The 21,928-nt window shown below is 43.4% G+C and carries 14 protein-coding genes; 13 read left to right on the forward strand and 1 reads right to left on the reverse strand.

The genetic code is table 11. From position 1 onward, the window contains the following. Positions 1-76: 76 nt before the first annotated feature. The 7 genes from KTG12_RS09215 to KTG12_RS09245 all read left to right on the forward strand — a co-directional run bounded on the left by KTG12_RS09215 (position 77) and on the right by KTG12_RS09245 (position 13,334). Positions 77-631 (forward strand): RNA polymerase sigma-70 factor, encoded by a 555-nt coding sequence (locus KTG12_RS09215; RefSeq protein WP_005633485.1) that lies wholly within the window; start codon positions 77-79, stop codon positions 629-631. Between the two features lie 101 nt (positions 632-732). After that, positions 733-2,721: a hypothetical protein gene (locus KTG12_RS09220; protein ID WP_138273272.1), complete on the forward strand. Its 1,989-nt coding sequence runs from the start codon at positions 733-735 to the stop codon at positions 2,719-2,721. A 32-nt stretch (positions 2,722-2,753) separates the two neighbouring features. Next, complete coding sequence (locus KTG12_RS09225; RefSeq protein WP_046451720.1) at positions 2,754-3,704, forward strand: FecR family protein; 951 nt, start codon at positions 2,754-2,756, stop codon at positions 3,702-3,704. 218 nt (positions 3,705-3,922) lie between these two features. Continuing rightward, positions 3,923-7,201 carry a TonB-dependent receptor gene (locus tag KTG12_RS09230; protein WP_229032776.1) on the forward strand — a complete coding sequence of 1,093 codons (3,279 nt, stop codon included), beginning with the start codon at positions 3,923-3,925 and terminating at the stop codon, positions 7,199-7,201. A 23-nt stretch (positions 7,202-7,224) separates the two neighbouring features. Next, positions 7,225-8,892 carry a RagB/SusD family nutrient uptake outer membrane protein gene (locus KTG12_RS09235; RefSeq protein WP_022322541.1) on the forward strand — a complete coding sequence of 556 codons (1,668 nt, stop codon included), beginning with the start codon at positions 7,225-7,227 and terminating at the stop codon, positions 8,890-8,892. Positions 8,893-8,986: 94 nt separating this feature from the next. Next, positions 8,987-10,441, forward strand: coding sequence for a trehalase family glycosidase (locus KTG12_RS09240; RefSeq protein ID WP_022322540.1), 1,455 nt, complete (start codon positions 8,987-8,989; stop codon positions 10,439-10,441). Between the two features lie 13 nt (positions 10,442-10,454). Then, positions 10,455-13,334: a sugar-binding domain-containing protein gene (locus tag KTG12_RS09245; protein ID WP_155144028.1), complete on the forward strand. Its 2,880-nt coding sequence runs from the start codon at positions 10,455-10,457 to the stop codon at positions 13,332-13,334. 126 nt (positions 13,335-13,460) lie between these two features. On the opposite strand, the gene KTG12_RS09250 is transcribed toward KTG12_RS09245, so the two are convergent. Next, positions 13,461-14,246, reverse strand: a complete 786-nt coding sequence (locus KTG12_RS09250) for a phosphatidylinositol-specific phospholipase C/glycerophosphodiester phosphodiesterase family protein (RefSeq protein WP_005633468.1) — start codon at positions 14,244-14,246, stop codon at positions 13,461-13,463. 94 nt (positions 14,247-14,340) lie between these two features. On the opposite strand from KTG12_RS09250, the gene KTG12_RS09255 reads away from it, so the two are divergent. The 6 genes from KTG12_RS09255 to KTG12_RS09275 all read left to right on the forward strand — a co-directional run bounded on the left by KTG12_RS09255 (position 14,341) and on the right by KTG12_RS09275 (position 21,926). Further along, positions 14,341-15,240, forward strand: a complete 900-nt coding sequence (locus KTG12_RS09255) for a metallophosphoesterase (RefSeq protein WP_138273270.1) — start codon at positions 14,341-14,343, stop codon at positions 15,238-15,240. A gap of 5 nt (positions 15,241-15,245) precedes the next feature. Further along, complete coding sequence (locus KTG12_RS09260) at positions 15,246-15,860, forward strand: RNA polymerase sigma-70 factor (protein ID WP_155144026.1); 615 nt, start codon at positions 15,246-15,248, stop codon at positions 15,858-15,860. 96 nt (positions 15,861-15,956) lie between these two features. Further along, positions 15,957-16,208 (forward strand): hypothetical protein, encoded by a 252-nt coding sequence (locus KTG12_RS21725; protein ID WP_022322536.1) that lies wholly within the window; start codon positions 15,957-15,959, stop codon positions 16,206-16,208. Then, positions 16,142-16,900, forward strand: a complete 759-nt coding sequence (locus KTG12_RS09265; RefSeq protein ID WP_229055515.1) for a FecR family protein — start codon at positions 16,142-16,144, stop codon at positions 16,898-16,900. The genes KTG12_RS21725 and KTG12_RS09265 overlap by 67 nt, the downstream gene beginning before the upstream one ends. Before the next feature lie 48 nt (positions 16,901-16,948). Next, a complete protein-coding gene (locus KTG12_RS09270; protein WP_122115570.1) occupies positions 16,949-20,170 on the forward strand; it encodes a TonB-dependent receptor in 3,222 nt (1,073 codons plus the stop codon). 25 nt (positions 20,171-20,195) lie between these two features. Then, a complete protein-coding gene (locus tag KTG12_RS09275; protein WP_005633455.1) occupies positions 20,196-21,926 on the forward strand; it encodes a RagB/SusD family nutrient uptake outer membrane protein in 1,731 nt (576 codons plus the stop codon). The last annotated feature ends 2 nt before the right edge of the window (positions 21,927-21,928 follow it).

Below are 21,928 nucleotides of genomic sequence, written 5' to 3' on the forward strand. Positions count from 1 at the left end.
TTTCAGATTGTTTTTCTAAAATAACAGTCTGGAAACAGCGTTTTTTGTACTATCTTTATCGGCGAAAAGAGACATTATGGAAACAGCCTCGGAGATAAAAGCTTTTAATAAATTGTTTGCCGATTACCACGGATTGTTTGTGCGTTTCGCCAATACGTACCTGCAAGATGAAGCGGCAGCGGAAGATATTGCTGTTGAGGGAATCATGTATTATTGGGAAAATCGCCATTCTCTTTCTTCCGATTCGAATATTCCAGCCTATATCCTGGAAGCGATCAAACATAAATGTCTGAATTACCTTCGTCATCTTCGTGTCCGCGAAGATGTGGAACAACGTATCCAGGAGCATCAGCAACGGGTGAATAGTCTGAGGATTGCCACCCTTGAAGCCTGCGATCCTCAGGAAATTTTCAGTTCGGAGGCCGGACGGCTCGTGGATGAGGCATTGGCAATGATGTCCGACAAAACCCGCCGGATCTTTATCATGAGCCGCTATGAAAATAAAACATACCCGGAAATCGCTGCCTATTTCTCGCTTTCCGTCAAGAGTGTGGAGTTCCACATATCCAAAGCATTGAAGATATTGAAAGTGAAGTTGAAGGATTATATGACGATTGTTTTGTTCATGTGAAACAAAAGTATTTCAGAAAAAATGATATTTTTTTAGGGGATATCTCTTTTGAGGTGCTTATTATAAAAGAAATTTGAAAAACACATTATTGATTAAGTAACATGAGAAAACAGATTTACTGCCTTTTATCTTTTTTATGGATTAGCTGCCTCTCCGTATCGGCAGCCGATCGCTGGGCTATTAATTCTGCCGGTGGTATTACCTGGCAGGTGGATGAGCGGGTTCCGCATGAGGATCATATTGAAATGAGTGGGTTGAGAGTTTCGACCGTGCTTCGCTACGGAGTCGATGCAAACGGCGCCTTTATGCTGAACAGAAGTATGGTATGGCCGATGCTACGCACGATTCCGAATAATACTCATGCCAGCTTGATGCGTCGTTTTGCCTGGAACGTGACGGATATGGTCGAGGTAAACGGGCAGTCTTTGCTGAATGAGAAAGTAAAGGAGGTTACGTTGAACGGCACGATGGTCGTCCAGAGCGAATACACACTTCCCCGTAAGGGAAAACTCGGCTTGACACGTATCTTGTTTCCTTCCGTTTCGAATCCGGCTTTTTGTGAAAAATATATTTTACGGAATATAGGTGAATCTGCGATATCGGTGGAAATCCCTTCTTCACGCTCTGTTGTCGAGACAGATGCCGCGAAAGGGGTGGATGGCAGCTATAAATTAGTTTCGACTATCAACGGACAGGTGGCTCGTCAGTTGCAACCTGGTGAGGAGTTGACGTTCAGTGCGACTTTTGCCGGATACAAAAAGGATGAGCGCGAGCTATCGTTAGATATTGACCGGGAATTACAGGCCCGGCAGGATTTGATTGCCGGATTCTGGGATAACCTGGTTCTGGATACGCCCGATCCTGTCATCAATACAATGTTCGCCTTTGCAAAAATCCGTGGAGCGGAAAGTATTTACGATACGAAAGGAGGCCTTATGCATGGCCCCGGAGGCGAATCCTACTATGCTGCTATCTGGGCAAACGACCAGGCGGAATATATCAACCCTTTCTTCCCTTATTTGGGATATGAGGTCGGAAACCGTTCCGCACTGTGCTCGTATGAACATTTTGCCCGCTTCATGAATCCGGAATACAAGCCGTTGCCTAGCTCGATCATAGCGGAAGGCATTGATGTTTGGGCAGGAGCCGGTGATCGTGGCGATGCGGCGATGGTCGCTTATGGTGCTTCCCGTTATGCTTTGTCCAAAGGAGATAAGGCAGAAGCCGAAAAGTTGTGGCCATTGATCGAATGGTGCTTGGAATATTGTCGGCGCAATTTGAACGAGAGTGGTGTTGTGGCTTCCGATGCGGATGAACTGGAAAACCGTTTCCCAGCAGGGAAAGCAAATCTTTGTACCTCTTCCTTATATTATGATGCTTTGATCTCAGCAGGTTATTTAGGGAAGGATTTAGGTAAGCCGGTTGCTGCCTATGCTCGCCAGGCTACAGCCCTGAAGAAAAATATCGACCGCTATTTCGGCGGGACCGTCGAAGGATTTGATACCTATAAATATTATGAAGGAAATGATGTCCTGCGTTCTTGGATCTGCATTCCGCTCACGGTCGGGATACAGGATCGGAAAGATGCGACCATCCAGGCGTTGTTCTCTCCGCGCCTGTGGACGGAGAACGGTTTGCTGACGCAGGCCGGAAGTGAAACATTCTGGGATCGCTCCACCTTGTATGCGTTGCGTGGCGTGTATGCTTGCGGTGAGACGGAGAAGGCTACCGATTATTTGAGATTCTATTCTTCCCAGCGTCTGTTGGGTGAACATGTCCCTTATGCAATCGAGGCATGGCCGGAAGGCAACCAGCGCCATCTGTCTGCCGAAAGCGGTTTGTATTGCCGTATCATTACGGAAGGGATGTTCGGTATTCGTCCGACCGGCCTGAATTCGTTTATCTTTACTCCCCGCCTGCCGCAAGAGTGGGATCATATGAACCTGCGTAAGATTTGCGCGTTCAATCAAGTATTCGATATTGAAGTGAAGCGTCTTGGCGATCAACTGCAAGTTGCCGTTATCGCAGACGGAAAAACGATCAGCAACCGGAAAATAAAGGAAGGTGAAAATATTCGGATAAAATTTTAGGGGGTTGCTTTCGAGAGGTGCTTATATAACGTATGGACAGAAATGTATTACATCGATTTTTTGCAGGAACAGCCTCTTTTGAAGAGGAAGAGGCTGTTTGCGATTGGGTGGATGCTTCTGATAAGAATCGGGAAGAGCTGATAAGGGAGCGGAAATATTTTGATGTGCTGTTGTTGCATAAGACGAAAAATAGCAGCATGGTGCAATCCGGTCACCGTTTCAGCCTGCCTTTTGTTATCAGAGAATCGCTGAAGATCGCTGCTGCAATTTCCGTATTGCTAGTGTCTGCCCTATACATATCTAATAATGTGGGAAAATCGGCTCCTGTATTGGAGATGAACAAGATCGTCGTTCCTCCGGGGCAGCGGGCGAACCTCACCCTGTCCGACGGGACGAATGTCTGGCTGAATGCTTGTAGTGAAATGACTTATCCGGCCTCTTTTAGTGAGGATATCCGCCGTGTGTCGTTGAAAGGTGAAGCCTATTTTGATGTATCTAAAGATGTGGAACATCCATTTGTCGTACAGACAAAGAAATGTGATATAAAAGTTTTGGGGACGGAGTTTAATGTTCGGGTGAATGAGGCGGAGTCGGATTGCGAATTTTCAGCTGCCCTGCTGGAAGGTTCCATTGAGTTAACAAATAAAATGGAGCCTGGTCCTTCCATCCGGCTTGCTCCGATGCAGAAAGCGGAATGGACGGGAGGTAAAATGGTGGTGGAATCGATCCGTAACTTGGATGATTATCGTTGGAAAGAGGGATTGATTTGCTTTGAGGATATCCGTTTTGCCGATTTGATGAAACGCTTTGAGAAGACGTATGATATCCGTATTGTAATCCAAAACAAAAGTCTGCATGACTATAAATGTAGTGGTAAATGTCGTGTTTCGGACGGGGTGGATTTCATTTTGCAGGTGTTGCAACGCAGTACGCGTTTTACTTTTTCCCGCAGCGACGATAATACGATTATCTATATAAAGTAAATGTGTAACCTTAAATTAAAAACGAAAATGCCTATGGAATGAAGTGGAACACGAAAAACAATGTAAAAAGGCGATGAATGTGCGAGATTCACCGCCTTACAACTAACACATGTCTAACACAAGTATTAATCTTTAAATATCACAAAGTTATGAATAAAATACCTTTGTCGGGGTTTTGTCTCTTATTAAAATCACGACATAAACATTTATTTAGGATTATGAGAATAACCTATATGTTATTATTTGCAGCCATTTTCTGCTTGCATGCAGAGAATGCGATATCGCAAAAGATCACCCTGCAGGGTGATAATCTTTCAGTGAAAGATTATTTGAATACTATTGAAAAGCAGACGGATTATCTTTTCATTTATGATGCCGGTGTAAATGTAAATAAAAGGATATCCGTTAATATGGTCGGTAAGTCCATCAAGGAAGTTTTGGATAACCTCTCTACCCAGTTAGGACTGAATTATTCCCAAAAAGGTTCTTATATTGTCCTGTCGAGTTATAAGGCAAAGGAAACATCTGCTCCGGTTATTGCTCAGCAGAAGAAAACGATTACGGGTGTCGTTACGGACGATCTGGGTGAACCTATTATTGGCGCCAATGTGATTGAAAAAGGAACTACAAACGGCATTATCACTGATATCGATGGCAAGTTTACACTGGAAGTCGCTCCGGGTGCGGTTGTACAGGTATCCTATATCGGTTATAATACGCAGGAAGTAAAGGTAGGTAACCAGTCGACATTGGCTATCCAGTTGGTTGAAGATACCCAAGCATTGAGCGAAGTTGTTGTTGTCGGTTACGGTGTTCAGCGTAAAGTGACGACTACTGGTGCCGTTACAAAGCTGGAAGGTGATGAAATCAATAAAATGACAGTGGTAAATGCTACAAAAGCTTTGCAGGGTTTGAGTCCCGGTATCACAGTAGTCGACCGTGGTGGTGCTCCAGGTAGTGACGATCCTGAAATCTACTTGCGTGGTGTCGGTACGACTGGCAATGCCAAACCGCTGGTATTGGTGGACGGTATCGAAATGTCTTTGAGCCAGATTCCTTCTTCCGAAATCGAGAATATTTCTGTTTTGAAAGATGCCGCATCTGCTTCTATCTACGGTTCACGTGCTGCTCACGGTGTAATTCTAGTAACGACCAAACGCGGTAAGGAAGGTAAAGTGAAATTATCGTATGACGGTACTATCGGTTTCCAAGACCGGGCGGTGAGAGCCGAGCAGGTTTCCGCACGCGAATATATGACGATGGTTAATGAAGCATTAGTCAATTCCGGTGGTTCGATCAAATATTCGGAAGATGATATTCTGGCAACGGAAAGAGGCGATGATCCGTATAACCATTCTTATCTGAACTGGGCGAATGAGGTGTATAAACCTACTTATATCACACAGCATACATTAAACCTGACGGGTGGTAGTGAAGTCGGACGTTATTTGGTTTCGTTTGACTATCTAGATCAGCCTGGTTTGGTTAAAAATACGGAATATCAGCGTTATAGTTATCGTGTAAATACAGATTTGAATATTGGCAAAATGTTGAAGGTGAGTAGTGACGTAACATATCGTCACGTTGACCGCCTATGGCCGGAATCTTTAGGTAGCGTGCAGTATGATGTATGGAGCATGCAGCCCACATCGCCGGTCAGATATGAAAATGGCGATTACCGTTTGGATAAACAGAATAGAAATGCCATCTCTCTTATGGATTTGGATGTCGTAGGGGAAGACCGTTATAATATGGATGTGGTTTATGGGCAGGTAAAAGCCGATTTCGAACCGATCAAGGATTTGGTGTTTACGGGTATGGCTTCTTTGAACGGTTCCTGGGACAGAAGAAAGATCCATTATAAGAATTATAAATATTACAATGAAGCTGGTGAACTGGTTACACAACGTAATAATCCGAATAGTGTAAAAGATTCACGTAACAACAGTTACCAGATGACACTTCGTTTCCTGGCCAATTACAAAAAGCGTTTCGGCGACAACCATGATTTGGCGTTGCTCTACGGTATGGAGCAAATCTCTTACCGCAACTATTATTCAATGGCTCAGCGTAAAGATTTGATCTCTGATGCTTTACCGGACGTTTCTTTAGGTTCGGCCGGTAGTCAGTTTGCGGAAGGATATCCGACCAAGTGGGGTATCAACTCTTTCTTCGGACGTGTAAACTACGGATTTAAGGATAAGTATTTATTTGAAGCGAATATCCGTACCGATGGTTCTTCCCGTTTTGCTAAAGGCCATAAGTGGGGTGTTTTCCCGTCTTTCTCTGCTGCATGGCGTATTTCGGAAGAAGGGTTTATGAAAAATCTGGGATTTGTGGATAATCTGAAACTGAGAGCCTCCTGGGGGCAGACCGGTAACGAGCGTATCGATGCCTTCATGTATCTGCCTCAGTATAACACCTCGAATGTGGTCATGAACGGTAGCCTTGTTTCTGCTGTTTACCAGAAGAAGATGGCGAATCCGGATGTGACTTGGGAAACAGTGGAACAGACTAATATCGGTTTGGACTTTGGTTTCCTAAATAACACGATCTATGGTGAATTGGACTGGTACTCAAAAGATACGAAAGATATTTTGTTAGCACTGGGTATCCCTCATTTCATTGGTCTGGATGCTCCTGAACAAAATGCCGGAGTGGTTCGTAACTCAGGTGTAGAAGCTATGGTCGGTTTCCGTAAAACATTCGGAGAGTTTACATTCAACACTTCTTTCAACTTGGCTTATAACAAGAACGAATGGATCGACCGCGGTGGTGATGACAAGAATATCAGCGGTTATAATATTCAAACGATCGGTTCGCCTTTGAATGCTTTCTACATCTATCAGGCAGACGGTTTGATCGCGAACGAACAGGAATTGGAAGAATACCGTGCCAAATATAAATCGGACCCGCGTGGTATGTCTGATCTTCATGCCGGCGATGTGAAACTGGTCGATACGAATAACGATGGAACGATCGACCCGGACGACCGTCAGATCTTTGCCTCCAATATCCCTAAGTTCACATATGGATGGAATATCAGCGGCGAATATAAAGGTTTCGATTTGAGTTTGCTGTTCCAGGGATCAAGCGGCGCGAATCGTATGATGTATGGGGAATGGATCGAAGGACCAAGCTATGAGGCCTTCACCGGTGTACATTTCCGCGACAGATGGACGGAAGAGAACCAGAATGGAAATGCCGAAATGCCTCGTTTGGAAGCAGCCAATAACCGGAATGCATCTACCTACAACTCGTTCTTCCTGAAAAAGACAAATTATCTACGTCTGAAAAACGCCCAGTTGGGCTATACCTTCTCAAAGGGTATCACGGACAAGCTGAGAATCACAAAGCTGAGATTGTATGTTTCTGGCTCGAACCTGCTTACATTCAGTAGTTTGTATCAAGGTCTGGACCCAGAAGGAAAAAGTGATAGAATCAATGATTTTCCTCCGTTGAAAATCGTAAACTTCGGTGTAAACATTATCTTTTAATCTAAACTAATAAATAGAGCATTATGAAAATATATAAGAAATCGTTGCTGTATGGGGCGTTGGCTTTTACCCTTTGTATGGCAGGCGGTTGTAACAGTAATATTGATCTGGAACCGGAAGGTATTATTACGGCGGACGGTTATTTCAAGTCGGCAGAAGACTATGAAAAGGCGTTGACCGCCTTGTATGAGAGACTGAACGTCGAAAGTTATGATTTGTGGATGGATGGCGTGACAGATAATGGTTTGGTTACGCATAGTTGGAATAGAGGATATGACTTGGGGCGAGGCATCGGGAGTACAGCCTCTTCTTTCCCGGCTGACAAATGGGATAAGGGATATATTTCCGTCCAGCGTGCGAATAACGTAATCAACAATATTGATAAGTACCAATGGCCGGGCGGGGAAAGCGATGCTAACCGGAACCAGGTTTTGGGTGAAGCTCGTACATTGCGTGCCTATTTTTATCTGGATTTGGTTTCTATCTTCGGACATATCATGTTTTATACCGAGAATCCGGCTACAGTAGCGGAAAGTGAAAACGTTAAGCAAGTACAGGACCCGAAGGAAGTGTTCGATTTTATCCTGGATGACCTGGACAAGGCAATTGCCGGATTACCGGACAAGCCAAGCAATAAATCGAAGATCGGAAAACCGGCTGCCCGCTTGCTTCGTGCACGTGCTGCTGCTTATGCGGCCGGTTATCTGAATGATAAATCTTATTTCCAGATTACGTTGGATGAAACGGCCCAATTGGTTGCATCTGCTCCGCAGCTGGCCGATTTTGACAAGTTGTTTGTAACTGGTTGTGAAGACTTGGATGAAGTGATCCTGGTAAGACGCTATTCATTGGATGCGACGAACAGTTGGGGTAATTGGTATAATCAGTCTATCGGTGGTTATTGCGTGACAACTCCGGTGAAGGCATTAGCTGATGCATTTGAATATGTGGGCGAGAGAAATGAAACTATGCCGTATCTGAATAAAGATCCCCGTTTTTACCAGACTATCTATGCTCCGGGTATGGAAATGCGTGGCAAGTATTTTAATACGATTCCGAACAATGTGGTTGAAAAAGATGGTAAAACTTATTTTGATCCTAACAAGGATTACGGGGCTTTGCAAGACAAGGAAGTCAGCGTAGGTGATGTCTTGGCAGAAGGCGGCGGTGGCGAATGGAACAAGACGCCTACCGGCCTGTCTTGGAAAAAATATTGTCAGGAAGAAGAAACATGGACAACTTACAACTCGTTTATAATTTTCCGTTATGCGGAAGCTTATCTGTTGAGGGCGGAAGCGTTGGTGGAAACCGGAGGAAGTACGGACGAAGCCAAGTCCCTGATAAAAGTGATTCGTGACCGTGCTGGTAATACGAATGATATTGACAAGATGGTAGCCGAACGTTATAACGGTAGTCTCCGGGATCTGGTTCGCAACGAAAGACGTGTGGAACTTGCGCAGGAAGGCCTTCGTTTTGCCGATATCCGTCGCTGGAACATTTTGTTGGATGTGATGAACAAGCCGATCGAAGGTATCGAATATCGCGACTTTTCGAGCGGGACGCCTAAACATACCGTTTTGATTCCAGCGGAGCGAGATGCTTATACGGCAAAAGATTTCTGGTGGCCGATTCCGCAAGCAGAGATCGACTTGAACCCAGGTCGTATCACCCAAAACGAAGGTTGGAAATAATAACCGGTTCTGAATTATAGGGAGAAAGCGCGTCAGGACTATCCGAGGATATTCTGATGCGCTTTTTTTGTAATAACATAATGATCGTATAAAAATGAAATTATCATATTTATCTCTTATCCTTGTTTTAAGTTGTGCTTGCGGCCAGCCAGGGCAGGAGATGTATCCTGATATAGCGGATGCTGCGCGTACCTCATTTTGTGTGGCATCCGATGATACGGCCCTGGTGAAGATCTTCGATTGGGCCGTAAGTAATTCGAATTGGTATGTCGGGGAGGATTCCGATCCGGTCGGACCTTGGTATGAAGCGGCTTTGCCGAATCGCCAGGCTTTCTGCATGCGGGATGTCTCTCATCAATGTATAGGCGAGGAGCTGAACGGGCATGGCAGGCAAAATGCGAATATGATGGGTAAGTTTGTCGAGAATATTTCCGAGTCGAAGGACTATTGCAGCTATTGGGAGATAGACAGGAATAACCTGCCGGCTTCGGCTGATTATGTCTCGGATCAGGATTTCTGGTATAACCTGAATGCGAACTTCGATGTGATGAACGCTTGTTACCGTTTGTACCTCTGGACAGGAGATGAAGTCTACATCAATGATCCTCGTTTTGAAGAGTTCTTCCGTTTATCGGCCAATGAATATATCGACAGATGGCAGTTGCAGGCGGATAAGATCATGGAACGTCCGGGGGTGATGCACGAAGACGATGCACGTGTCGATCCGAAGTTCAAAACCTTCCGTGGGCTCCCTTCTTATGAGGAATCGGTTCGTGGGCTGACGGTAACCGGCGATTTGATCGCTACGATCTACCGAGGATTGAAATCGTATGCACAGATTCAACGGCTGGGAGGAAATGAAGAGGCCGCCCTCCACTATGAGTCGAAGGCGGAAGAGTATGCCCGCCTATATAATACCGGTTGGTGGAATGAAGAGACTCAAAACTATTATGCCTATAAGTTGGAGAATGAAAACCTGAAAGAAGGCGGATGTAATGTTTTTCCTCTTTGGTTCGGTATCGTAGACAAGCCGGAACGTATCAATCGTTTATTGGCGATCCTGTCGGAGAAAGAGACAAACGTGGAAAGCATGTCTTACTATCCGAAGATCTTTTATAAATACGGCAGGCAGGATATGGGCTATCATTATCTAAAGGAGCTTTATGCGAATGAACGTCGGGATTATCCCGAAGTAGCCAGCGGTGTGATCGAAGGAATTGTGTGTGGACTTGCCGGCGTAGATGCCGATGTCACGGCAAACCGTATTACCACCCTTCCGCGCTTTACGGATGCTACCCGTTGGATTTCGATAGAAAATATTCCTGTATTCTCAGGAAAAATATCTATCTTGCATCAATCTGCCGGAAGTAGTACCTTCGCGAACAAGTCCGGGAAAGAATTGATTTGGAGAGCCATGTTTCCGGGTAATGTCGCCATGATTAGCGGGATGGATGCCAAGCATACGAACGATGAACTGGGTAATCCGTTCAGTTATCTCGATATTGTTTGTAAACCGGGTGAAACGAAAACAGCTGAAGCATATAAATAGAAACTTGAAGAAGATGAAAAATTCGATTAAACTTGTTGCCTTGTTGTTAACCGCCGGATTTTATTCCGCTTGTACCCAACAACTGCCTCCTGATACCCGGAGTCGCATTTCCTTGGAGGGTAATTGGGGATTGCAACTGGATACTGCCGGTACGGGGATTGCTCCTGATTGGTTGACAAAGTCTTGTACGGATTCTCTTTTCCTGCCCGGTATTACCGATATGGGGAAAATGGGAACTTACAATACGGATATGACACTGACTACAGGCCTTTCCAGGGAATATGTGTTTGAAGGGAAAGCACTGTACACGAAGCAGATCCGTATACCGGAAGAATGGGACGGAACATCCGTCCGCTTAGTGATGGAACGCACGAAGCCTACGACGATCTGGATCGATGGAAAAGAAGTTGGGGCAAATAACGATATCTCTACGGCTCAACAATATGATCTGTCCTCTTATCTGTTTCCCGGAACCCATACCGTTGCTATTTTAGTCGATAACGGCAAGCAGGCCGTGCCAGAAAAGGTCTACGGCTCTTCACATGCTTATTCTGCTTCCACACAGACAAACTGGAATGGAATTATCGGTGATTTTTATCTGGAAAGCGCACCTCTTTGCGGGATCGATGAGATCCAGCTTTATCCGGATGTCGCGAAAAAAGTCGTGACTGCCAGAGTAACCCTTCGTAACCCGGACAAAGGGGTGGGAAAAGGTATATTGTCCTTTTATGCCGAAGCCTGGAATACGGATAAACAACATAAAACACCGGTACAGACAGTTGAAGTGGACTGGACGAAGCCGGAACAGGAGCTCGAACTTGCGCTGGGAGATAAGGCTTTGCTTTGGAGCGAATTTACACCGGCTCTATACCGTCTCTCTGTCTCACTAAAAACAGATCAATCGGTCGATACGGAGCAGGCGACTTTCGGCTTGCGCGATTTCAAAACAAAAGGACGGCAGTTCACCATGAATGGCAAGACTACGTTCCTGCGCGGAAAACATGACGCCTGTGTCTTCCCTCTGATTGCCCATACCGCAATGGATGTGGAGACCTGGCGGCACTATTTCCAGGTAGCGAAACAGTATGGTATCAACCATTATCGTTTCCACTCCTGGTGTCCTCCCGAAGCCTGTTTTGAGGCAGCCGACATCGAAGGCATTTACCTGCAACCGGAACTTCCTATTTGGGGAAATATCGATATCGATGATACCGAATTATGCGATTATCTGTTAAAAGAAGGGCGAAACCTGCATCGGGCCTATAGTAATCATGCCTCTTTTGTGATGTTCGGATTAGGAAATGAGATGTCCGGCGAGGAAGGGCTTGCCATGCTGATCCAGACCTTCAAAAAGGAGGATAACCGCCATATCTATGCTTCCGGTTCGAATAATTATTTAGGCTTTAAAGGAAAGCAGGCGGATGAAGATTATTTCACGACTTGCCGTGTCGGGCGTGAAGACGACAAGCAGTTCAACACCCATGCCCGTGCCTCTTTCTCATTTGCTGACGCTTATGACGGCGGGTATCTGAATCACACGTACCCGAATTCGGAGATGGATTTCTCGTCTGCCAATGCTTTGTGCGATGTTCCGATTATCAGCCACGAGACGGGGCAGTTCCAGGTATATCCGAATTATGAAGAGATCAAGAAATATACGGGTGTATTGAAGCCTCGCAATTTCGAAATCTTCAAGAAACGCTTGGAAGAGGCCGGTATGATCGACCAGGCGCATGACTTTATGATGGCTTCCGGTAAATGGTCGGCCCTGTTGTACCGGGCGGATATCGAGATGAACCTGCGTACGCCGGAATGGGGCGGTTTCCAGTTGCTCGATTTGCAGGATTATCCGGGACAGGGCTCAGCTTATGTCGGAATCTTGGATGCTTTTATGGAAAGTAAAGGGTTGATCGCGCCGGAAGAATGGCGGCATTTCTGTTCGGAAGTGGTTCCTCTGTTCTGCACGGAGAAGTTCTGTTGGACGAACGATGAGGCGCTCACCGGAGAGGTAGAGATCGCTAATTATTCCGAAAGTGATTTGAATGGCAAACAATTGTCTTGGACATTGACCGACAGCAAACAACAGGTCTTGGACAAGGGTGTTTTACCTTTACAGGTCAAACAAGGAGAGTTGGCAAAGGTAGGCACATTGAAACCGGCTATCGCTTCTGTCCGGAAGGCTGAAAAAGTCACGCTCGCCTTGTCGATAGACGGCACTCCTTACCGGAATGATTATTCACTTTGGATTTATCCGGCTGATAAGGAGGTTACACCATCTGAAGATATTTGTGTGACGGATGACCTGGATGCCCATCTGAAATACCTGACAGAGGGTGGCAAAGTCCTTTGGTTCCCTTCGAAAGACAAACATAAGGATCAAACGGTAGGCGGACTTTTCCAGACGGATTATTGGAATTACCGTATGTTCCGGACTATCTGCGAAAACTTGGACCGCCCAGTTTCTCCCGGTACATTGGGAATCTTGACTGATCCCGGCCACCCTGCATTGGCTGATTTCCCGACCGAGTTCCACACCAACTGGCAATGGTTCCCGATCATCAAGCAGAGCTACCCTATGATTCTGGATCGTCTGTCCGACGATTACCGGCCGATCGTGCAGGTAATCGACAATGTTGAACGCAACCATAAGTTGGGTCTGTTGTTTGAATTCAAGGTTGGGAACGGCAAACTCTTAGTTTGCATGTCTGATCTGAAAGCAGTACAGGACAAACCGGAAGCCCGGCAGTTCTACCGTAGCATTTTGGAATACATGGAATCCTCTGCTTTCGCTCCCTCTTACTCCTTATCTGCTAAGGATTTGCAAGACCTGTTTACGGCTAAGGTGAAAACGGGTGAGATGAAGAAGTTATTCAATATTTCGTCTTATAAGTAGTCCTGGTTTACTTATCTACATAGCATAAGAAAACATCGGAGTGCCTACTAATTCTGTAATCACTGACGCCGATTACAGAATTAGTAGACATTTAAAAAAGAATTATTCGGGATGAAAAAAGATTTTTTAGGGATTCTGTAAAATCAAACTCAACGCTTTTAAGTCGTCGGCCCCGATCAAATCCACCCCTTCTTTAATAAAAAGTTTCTTGAACAGTGGTGTGTCCGGTGCGCCCCACCAGCGGAACAGTTTGCCTTCCGCATGGGTTTGCCGGATATATTCTCGCACCTTTTCGAGCTTTTCAGCGGGAATCTCTCCCTGGCCTTTCCAGCCGATATATTTGGAATAATTATCGCTAATGACAGGCATTAGGACGGCCGGAATGCCCTTCCCTAAATCTTCTATCGTACCGTCCAGAAAGATAAAACGGTTGGTTTCGGCGGCAATAGCTTTGCGGGGACTTTTTCCTGACAGGTAGAACAACACGGCACTTTCTTGCAGTTTCCCGTCCTTTTCATGACAGAAAAGAGATTCGTATGGTTTCAGTTTCTTTTTCAAGACGGGGTACATTGCTTCGCCGTCTGTCTTGCAATCGACCATCAGGTAAAACGGGCGGTCGCTGTCCGGATATACTTTGCCTCCGTTCTTTTTGATCCGTTCGACTAATGGCAAGAGATACAGTTTCTCGAATGTGATATCCGGGTTGGGGGCGACCGAATCGTGGGACACATACAGCTCGCCGTCGATTAGCCATAAATCCGCTTCCACACAATTGAATTGGAATGAAAGGGCATCGAATAGCGGACGGGGACGTTCATAATCGTTGTGTGAGAAAGCATTGTAATGAATTGTCTGGGCTTCGATAGAGCCGGATAACAGACTGATAAGCAGGATAATTACTTTTAGTTTCATATAGCAGATTCGTATTTGATAAGGCAAAGGTAAACAGTTTTATCCAATTCTCCGGGAATATTGTTTACATTTGCCCTGATCAATCTGATAAACCATGAATAGACGATTATTTTTTAAGAGATCATGCGCTGGGGCATTGCTTTTATCCTGTCCGGGCTTGTTGGCGCGGGAAAATGAAAAGAGACTGCGCTTTGGCTTGGTAACGGATATACATTTTGCTCATCGGAATGTACACGGAACTCGCTATTATGAACAATCCATCACAAAGTTATCGGAAGCAATAGACGTTTTTAATAGGCGGAAATTAGATTTCATGATTGAACTTGGAGACTTGAAGGATATGGGGGATATTCCTGAAAGAGGGCAGACTTTGTCGTTTTTAGATGAGATAGAAGCAAAGTTTCAGACCTTCGACGGCCCTGTTTATCATGTGTTGGGCAATCATGATATGGATAGTATCTCAAAATCTGAATTTCTCGCACATACGAGCAATTACGGGAGTGCGAAAGGAAAACCTTATTATTCCTTCGTACGGAACCAGATTAAGTTTATCGTGCTTGACGGTAACTGCAACGAGGATGGTTCTGATTATGATTCCGGTAATTTCGATTGGACCAAGGCGTTTATCCCCGCTGGCCAAAGAGAATGGTTGCAGCAGGAACTGAAGAAAGACGATTTGCCGGTCGTGATCTTTATCCACGAATTGTTGGATACTTTCTCCGGGATCGACAAGGAACTTTGTATCGGCAATGCGGAAGAGATCGTTTCGATACTTGAGCAAAGCGGTAAGGTAGTAGCCGTTATCCAAGGGCACCATCATGCCGGGAACTATAGTTTTCGGCATGGAATCCACTATTTTACAATGAAAGGAATGATAGAAGGAAGCCTTCCCGAAAATAATAGTTTTGCCGTCATTGAGATAGACAAAGATTTGAATATCTATATAGAGGGTTTCTATAATTGCAAGAATAAGGAGATGAAACATAATAGATAATCATTATGAAAAACTTCACAGACGAGAAGACTCTTCTTCGGGAGATAAAGAACGGAAACGGCGAAGCATTCGAATTTTTGTTCAATAGCTATTATCCTCGGTTGCGAGGATATGCTGCTCGTTTTGTGACGGATGAGGAAGCAGTCAGGGATATCATACAGGAGAGCTTTTTGAGATTTTGGGAAAAACGTGATCTGATAGAAGCTGTTTCCATTTCATCTCTTCTTTTCGCAATGGTGAGGAATGCCTGTCTGAATTATTTGAAGCATCTGCAACTGGTCGAGCAGCATAATCTGGAACATTTGGATAAGGTGGTCGGGCAGGAAGAACTTTATTATTGGGACTTTAACCTAAGTCCGGAATATACGCTTCTGTATAAGGAATTGCAACAACAGATCAGTCTTGTTATGAGTGATTTGCCTTCCCGTTGCCGTGAAGTATTTGAGATGAGCCGTTTTAAGAAAATGAAAAACCGGGAGATCGCAGATGCTCTCCAAATATCGACTACTGCAGTGGAAAAACATATAGCCAAAGCCTTAGCACGCTTTTCCGCACATTTTAAAGATAAATATCCGTTGGATGTCTATATCGCGATATTAGCTTGGCTGCTTTCCGAATGAACGAAGTCCTGTTTCTTTTGTTTTGGGGAATTTTTTTCAGGAAGGGGGTTGGGTAAAATTCATTTGGGTTGTTACATCATATAGAAAGCAAAAATTATGAAAGAGCAGGAGATCTATAATCACCAGTTGGCAATACGTTATTTTGAAGGACGCATTACTCCCTCCGAAGAAGAGATTCTTTTCCGGTTTGTGAATGATGCACCTTCTAATGAAAGAATGTTCCGCCAATGGGAGGAGGAGTGGATGCTTTCCTATAAACTGATTCCTGAAGTTTCGAATGAATGGAAACAGTTGCAACGCCGGATGCAGGTGCGTCAATCGCTGCAATTGCATGTGTTCTATTATTGAGTGGAACATATAGTTTCTATCTTTATCGGAATACGGAAACTGCCGATAACCGGTTTGCTTTAGAAACTGCCTATGGAGAAAAAAGCAAGCTGATACTGGCGGATGGAACAGTTGTATGGTTGAATGCCGGTTCTTCCTTACAGTATGCCGGTAACTTCAATTCTAAAAACAGGGAAGTCTTTTTAACTGGTGAAGCTTATTTCGAAGTGACTAAACAGTCAGATGGAACTCCTTTTGTGGTTAAAACGGATCAGTATAGTGTATTGGTGAAAGGAACAAAGTTTAATGTATCTTCTTACCCTGAAGATCTTTCTGCCAAAACGACATTATTGGAAGGCTCTATCGATATTTTATATAAAGGGAGGCATATTCCGGTTGCACCGGGAGAATTGCTGAGTCTTGACAAACAAAACGGAAGTTTTTCCCGTCAGAAGGTTCAGGCTTCTCAATATAAATCCTGGACAGAAGGGAGAGTTGAATATGATAAAATCACGCTCAATGAGCTGGCAGTCCGCCTATCCCGTAAATATGACGTTCAGATTCATTTGGGAGACGACTTGGAAAAAGATATGGCTTTCCGCGTATCACTTCGCAATGAAGAGACTGTCGGAGATGTCTTGCACGCTCTATCCGAGATTATTCCGATCCGTTATGAACGGCGGGACCGGGATATTTATATTCGAAAACAATAGCGCAATTGTTAATATATTATTAAATCTAATTCTTTAATTTATTGGTTTATGTATAGAAAACATGTAGGAAGGGCGTTAATCCTTGCCTTGATGCTTTCTGGGGCTACCTCCATGAATGCACAGCGGATTACCCGGCAATTTAAAAATGTTCCTTTAAAAACGGTATTAGCGGAAGTCGAGAAAGAACTACAGTATTCCATCATTTACAAGAAAGACGAGGTAAATGAACGGAAGCAGATTACGCGAGATTTTAAAGATGCTTCTTTGGAAGAAGTGCTATCTGCCGTATTGGATAACGGATTGTCTTATTCCGTCCAGGGCAAGATGATTGTGATTTCCAAGAAGGAAGCCGCAGGATCATCTATCACTCAGCAAAAGCAGATCATTGTGAAAGGCATCGTGAAAGATGAAAATGGCGAACCAGTTGTTGGGGCGAATGTTGTTGAAAAGGGAACGTCTAATGGTACGATTACGGATATGGATGGGAATTTCTCTTTGTCGATATCCGAAGGTTCCAAATTAAGTATAACGTACATCGGATATTTGGACAAGGATGTTGCGGTTAGTAAAGGTAAGACAACATTGAACATCCAATTGAAGGAAGATACGCAAGCTTTGGATGAAGTGGTTGTGGTAGGTTATGGTTCTGTCAAAAAACGTGACCTAACAGGATCTGTTTCACAGATTTCTTCTTCATCGATTCAGAATCAGGCTGTGATGAAAGATCCTATGCAAGCATTGCAAGGTAAAATTGCAGGTGCGGATATTACGATGGGAAACTCTCCCGGAGCATCTTCTACCATTGTGATCCGTGGATATAATTCGATCAATGCGGGCAATGATCCGTTGATAGTGGTGGATGATGCTCCGTTCGGAGGAAAGATCGATGAGATCAATCCGGCAGAAATCGAGTCGATTGATGTTTTGAAAGATGCTTCATCCACTGCTATTTATGGTTCTCGAGGAGCAAATGGTGTTGTTATCATTACGACAAAACGTGCCCGTAAGGAAGCTAAACTGTCTGTTAGTTATGACGGATATGTCGGTGTGTCCAAGTCATTCAAAAATTATGATATGATGAGCGGTGAAAAATATGCAGACTGGAAAAGAATGGCTAATTATGGAAAGACAGATAAGGAAATATTTGATGATATTCAATTAAAAACCTTGAACTCCGGACAGTTTGTAGATTGGCAAGATTTGATGTTTAGCGGTACGGGCTATAAAACGGATCATAATGTCAGTATCAATCAATCGAATGGTCGTAATCGTAATATGTTAGTGTTAGGCTATAATAAAGACCAAAGTATTATTGATAATATGGGATATGAACGTTTCTCAGCCCGTATTAACGGGGATATGGAATTAGCAAAGAACTTGACGGTAGGCTATTCTTCTCTTTTAGCATTGACAACTCGTAATAATGGAGATAATAGTGTCTGGAAATATGGAACAGTTATTGATCCACTAACGGAGGTTTATGACGAGAATGGAGATATGCGCTTTTACAATAGCGGTTGGTATCAGACGGTATTGCATTCGAATCCTTTGTTCGATACTGATAAGAATAATGTAGACAATAAAGAAAAACGTACCCGTATCCTTTTGAACTTATTTGCAGATTGGGAAATAATCAAAGGCTTGAAATTCCGAACAAGTTTGACATATGGCTTGTCGTCAATCGAGAATGGAGTTTATAAGAGTTCTACTTCTCAAGCTCGCCAGTTGGCTTCTCCGTCTGCTGAATACAAAAAAACGAACGAGCAACAGATTACTTTTACGAATGTCCTGAATTATAAGAAGGTATTGAATGATCATAGTTTGGATGTATCGTTGGTGCATGATATGCAGACAGATAAAGCAGAATTGGTCGGTTTGACTGGACAGGATATGCCTTATTACGGTTCGTGGTTTAATGTGAATGAAGCACCAGATGTATTTACACGTCTTTCTTCTGTACGTAAATGGGCTTTGTTGTCATTTATGGGAAGAGTTAATTATACATTTAAGGATCGGTATTTGTTGACATTGACTGGACGTTACGATGGCTCTTCTCGTTTGGCAAAAGGTAATAAATGGGACTTCTTTCCGTCTGTTGCATTGGCTTGGCGTATGAATGATGAGTCTTTCCTTCGGGAAGTTGATTGGCTTTCTAATCTGAAATTACGTTTGAGCTGGGGTAATTCCGGTAATACAGCAATTTCTGAGTATGCAACACAAGGAGCTTTAGGTAAATATGTGTATTATTTCGGGACAACTGAGCAGTCGGCAATGGGATATCTGCCTACCGAGTTGGCTAATAATCAATTGGGGTGGGAAAGTACAGAAGAATATAATGTCGGCGTGGATTTTGGCTTCTTGAATAACAGGATCAGTGGTTCTATTGACGGATATATTCGTAATACACGTGATCTATTGATGAAACGCAATTTGCCGATCAATACAGGGTATGAATTTACTTGGCAAAATGTAGGTAAGACACGTAATTCGGGTATTGAAATAGCCTTGAACACTGTACCTGTTGTGACAAAAGATTTCAGATGGACAGTAGATTTGACTTTTGGCTATAACAAGAATGAAATTGTCGAGTTGTTCAATGGAAAGGAAGATAGTCCGGGAAATAAATGGTTCATTGGGCAACCTCTCTACGTTGAACGTCTGTATAAATATATAGGAGTTTGGCAATATGGAGAAAAAGAGGAAGCGGCAAAGTATGGACGTGAACCTGGTAATCCTAAAATAGAAGATGTAAATAATAATGGGGTTTATGATGAAGGCGATTTGCATACATTCAATAAAATACCCAAATGGACAGCAGGACTTTCTACAGGATTCTATTATAAGAATTTCGATTTGAATGTTTATTTCTATACACGTCAGAAGTATGGACAGCTATTAGGAGTATTGACTGACGAGGCTGGATCAACTCGTTATAATCATCTGGATGTTGATTTTTGGACACCGGATAATCCTTCTAATGCTTGTCCGAAACCTGCGATAACTAATCCACAGGAGTTATTGGTGTCAAGTGATTATGCTTATCGGGATCTGTCATTTATACGTCTGAAAAATATTAATTTGGGATATACTTTACCGAAAGAGATTTCGAAAAAGTTTTATAGTGAAAAATTCAGGGTATATTTTATGGTTGAAAATCCATATACATGGACAAAGAGTGATTATGTAGGACTGGATCCGGAAAACTGTAATAGCTATACAGACCACCGTCCGTTAACCTCATTTATATTTGGAGTAAATGCAAGTTTCTAATAATCTGATTAATTGAAAGTAGAATATGAAAATACTAAATAAAATATTGATAGGTTCGTTGTCTCTGCTATGTTTGTCGTCTTGCGACTTCTTGGATGAGACGGCTTATAATAAAGTGACTGTTGGTAATTTTTATACGACGAAAGATGGTATAACCAATGGTGTCAATGGATTGTATTCAACCTTAAGGGGAATGTATATACAGGAATACTTGATTTATATGTGTGAAGGTCCTTCGGATATATGGATCGGTCATCAAGGACATGAGCAATGGTATAATTGGACGATTGATGCGACAAATGCTGATGTCAGGAGTTTCTGGTATAGTTGTTATAAATCCGTGAATCAGTGTAATGCAGTTATTGAGAGTCTGGAAAATAATGATATTCCTGGATTGGATGAAGATCTAAAAACACGTTTTCTTGCAGAATCGTTATTTATCAGAGCACACTATTTTTATCATCTGGTACAGCAGTTTGGTGATATTCCTATGCCGTTGAAGCCGACAAATTCAGTAGAGACTACTGCACATAAAACAAAAGTAGATGAAGTTTGGAATCAAATTGTTACAGACTTGGAATTTGCTGTAGAAAACTTGCCGGAAACTTACCAGGCATCTGAATTCGGGCATATAACAAAATATGCAGCTATGCACCATCTGTCGAGAGTGTATCTTACTTTGAAACGGAGTGATGACGATTTGAAAAAAGCTTTGAATTATGCCGAGCAGGTGATCAATTCTGGTAAATATTCGTTGGTTAAATCGCACGCAGAATTATGGGATATCAATAATAAAAATAATTCGGAAGTCCTTTTCTCTGTTTTGTATACGCAAAATGCGGAATTAAATGGAGATGGTAATACAGCCCATATGTACTTTTGTTCAGCCTATTCGGAAGAACATCCTGCTGTAAAGAGAGTTATTGAGTATGGCAGACCTTGGAGCCGTGAGCGTTCTTCTGATTTTGCAATAAGTTTGTTTGACAAAACGAAAGATCAACGTTGGGATGATTGTTTTATTTCTCGGTGGAATGTAACGGAAAATTCTGTGACGGAGAATGTTTTCAGCCCGTTTACCAAAAAAGTGGAAGAAAAGGTTTGGACAAAAGGAGAGTTGGCCATGATTGATCCAAGAGAACCTTGGACACCGGAACAGATTAAAGAAGTTTGGCCTGTTTTGGTATTTCTTCCGGAATATATGCGTGAACAAATCGATCCTCTGATGGATGTCCAGTCTGAGCAGAATCCGAATGCGGAATGGCCGTCGAATACTCGTTTTACTTCTTATAAAATGTATGCTTATTTGGTGAAACATTTGGATCCCCTGCGTCCAGAAGTTAACTGGACAGCCGGATCGCGTAATGTTTTTGTTTATCGTTTGGCTGATACATATTTGTTGGCTGCTGAAGCTGCATTCCTGTCTGGAAATGCTCAGAAAGCAGCTGAATATATTAATGTAGTTCGTCGCCGTGCCGCTGTACCTGGGCATGAAGCGGAGATGGAGATTAAGTCTTCCGATGTGACGATTGACTTTATTTTGGATGAAAGAGCTCGTGAATTGATGGGAGAAATGCATCGTTGGTATGATTTGAAACGGACGGACAAATTGATGGAGCGTATGAATGATCCTGAAATCAGTCCTATGACTGCAGGGAAATTTAAAGATTATCATGTATTACGCCCGATACCGCGTGATCAGTTGACAAATGTTTCGAATCCGGAGGAATTTACCCAGAATCCTGGTTATGGCAATTAATC

The sequence above is a fragment of the Parabacteroides sp. MSK.9.14 genome (genome assembly GCF_019041495.1).
GTDB lineage: Bacteria > Bacteroidota > Bacteroidia > Bacteroidales > Tannerellaceae > Parabacteroides > Parabacteroides merdae.

Coding starts and splice junctions, on each gene's coding strand:
- KTG12_RS21725 (WP_022322536.1), top strand. CDS start 15,957: ATGAAAGAGCAGGAGATCTATAATCACCAGTTGGCAATACGTTATTTT.
- KTG12_RS09220 (WP_138273272.1), top strand. CDS start 733: ATGAGAAAACAGATTTACTGCCTTTTATCTTTTTTATGGATTAGCTGC.
- KTG12_RS09250 (WP_005633468.1), bottom strand. CDS start 14,246: ATGAAACTAAAAGTAATTATCCTGCTTATCAGTCTGTTATCCGGCTCT.
- KTG12_RS09275 (WP_005633455.1), top strand. CDS start 20,196: ATGAAAATACTAAATAAAATATTGATAGGTTCGTTGTCTCTGCTATGT.
- KTG12_RS09240 (WP_022322540.1), top strand. CDS start 8,987: ATGAAATTATCATATTTATCTCTTATCCTTGTTTTAAGTTGTGCTTGC.
- KTG12_RS09235 (WP_022322541.1), top strand. CDS start 7,225: ATGAAAATATATAAGAAATCGTTGCTGTATGGGGCGTTGGCTTTTACC.
- KTG12_RS09260 (WP_155144026.1), top strand. CDS start 15,246: ATGAAAAACTTCACAGACGAGAAGACTCTTCTTCGGGAGATAAAGAAC.
- KTG12_RS09225 (WP_046451720.1), top strand. CDS start 2,754: ATGGACAGAAATGTATTACATCGATTTTTTGCAGGAACAGCCTCTTTT.
- KTG12_RS09245 (WP_155144028.1), top strand. CDS start 10,455: ATGAAAAATTCGATTAAACTTGTTGCCTTGTTGTTAACCGCCGGATTT.
- KTG12_RS09215 (WP_005633485.1), top strand. CDS start 77: ATGGAAACAGCCTCGGAGATAAAAGCTTTTAATAAATTGTTTGCCGAT.
- KTG12_RS09255 (WP_138273270.1), top strand. CDS start 14,341: ATGAATAGACGATTATTTTTTAAGAGATCATGCGCTGGGGCATTGCTT.
- KTG12_RS09270 (WP_122115570.1), top strand. CDS start 16,949: ATGTATAGAAAACATGTAGGAAGGGCGTTAATCCTTGCCTTGATGCTT.
- KTG12_RS09230 (WP_229032776.1), top strand. CDS start 3,923: ATGAGAATAACCTATATGTTATTATTTGCAGCCATTTTCTGCTTGCAT.
- KTG12_RS09265 (WP_229055515.1), top strand. CDS start 16,142: ATGGAAACAGTTGCAACGCCGGATGCAGGTGCGTCAATCGCTGCAATT.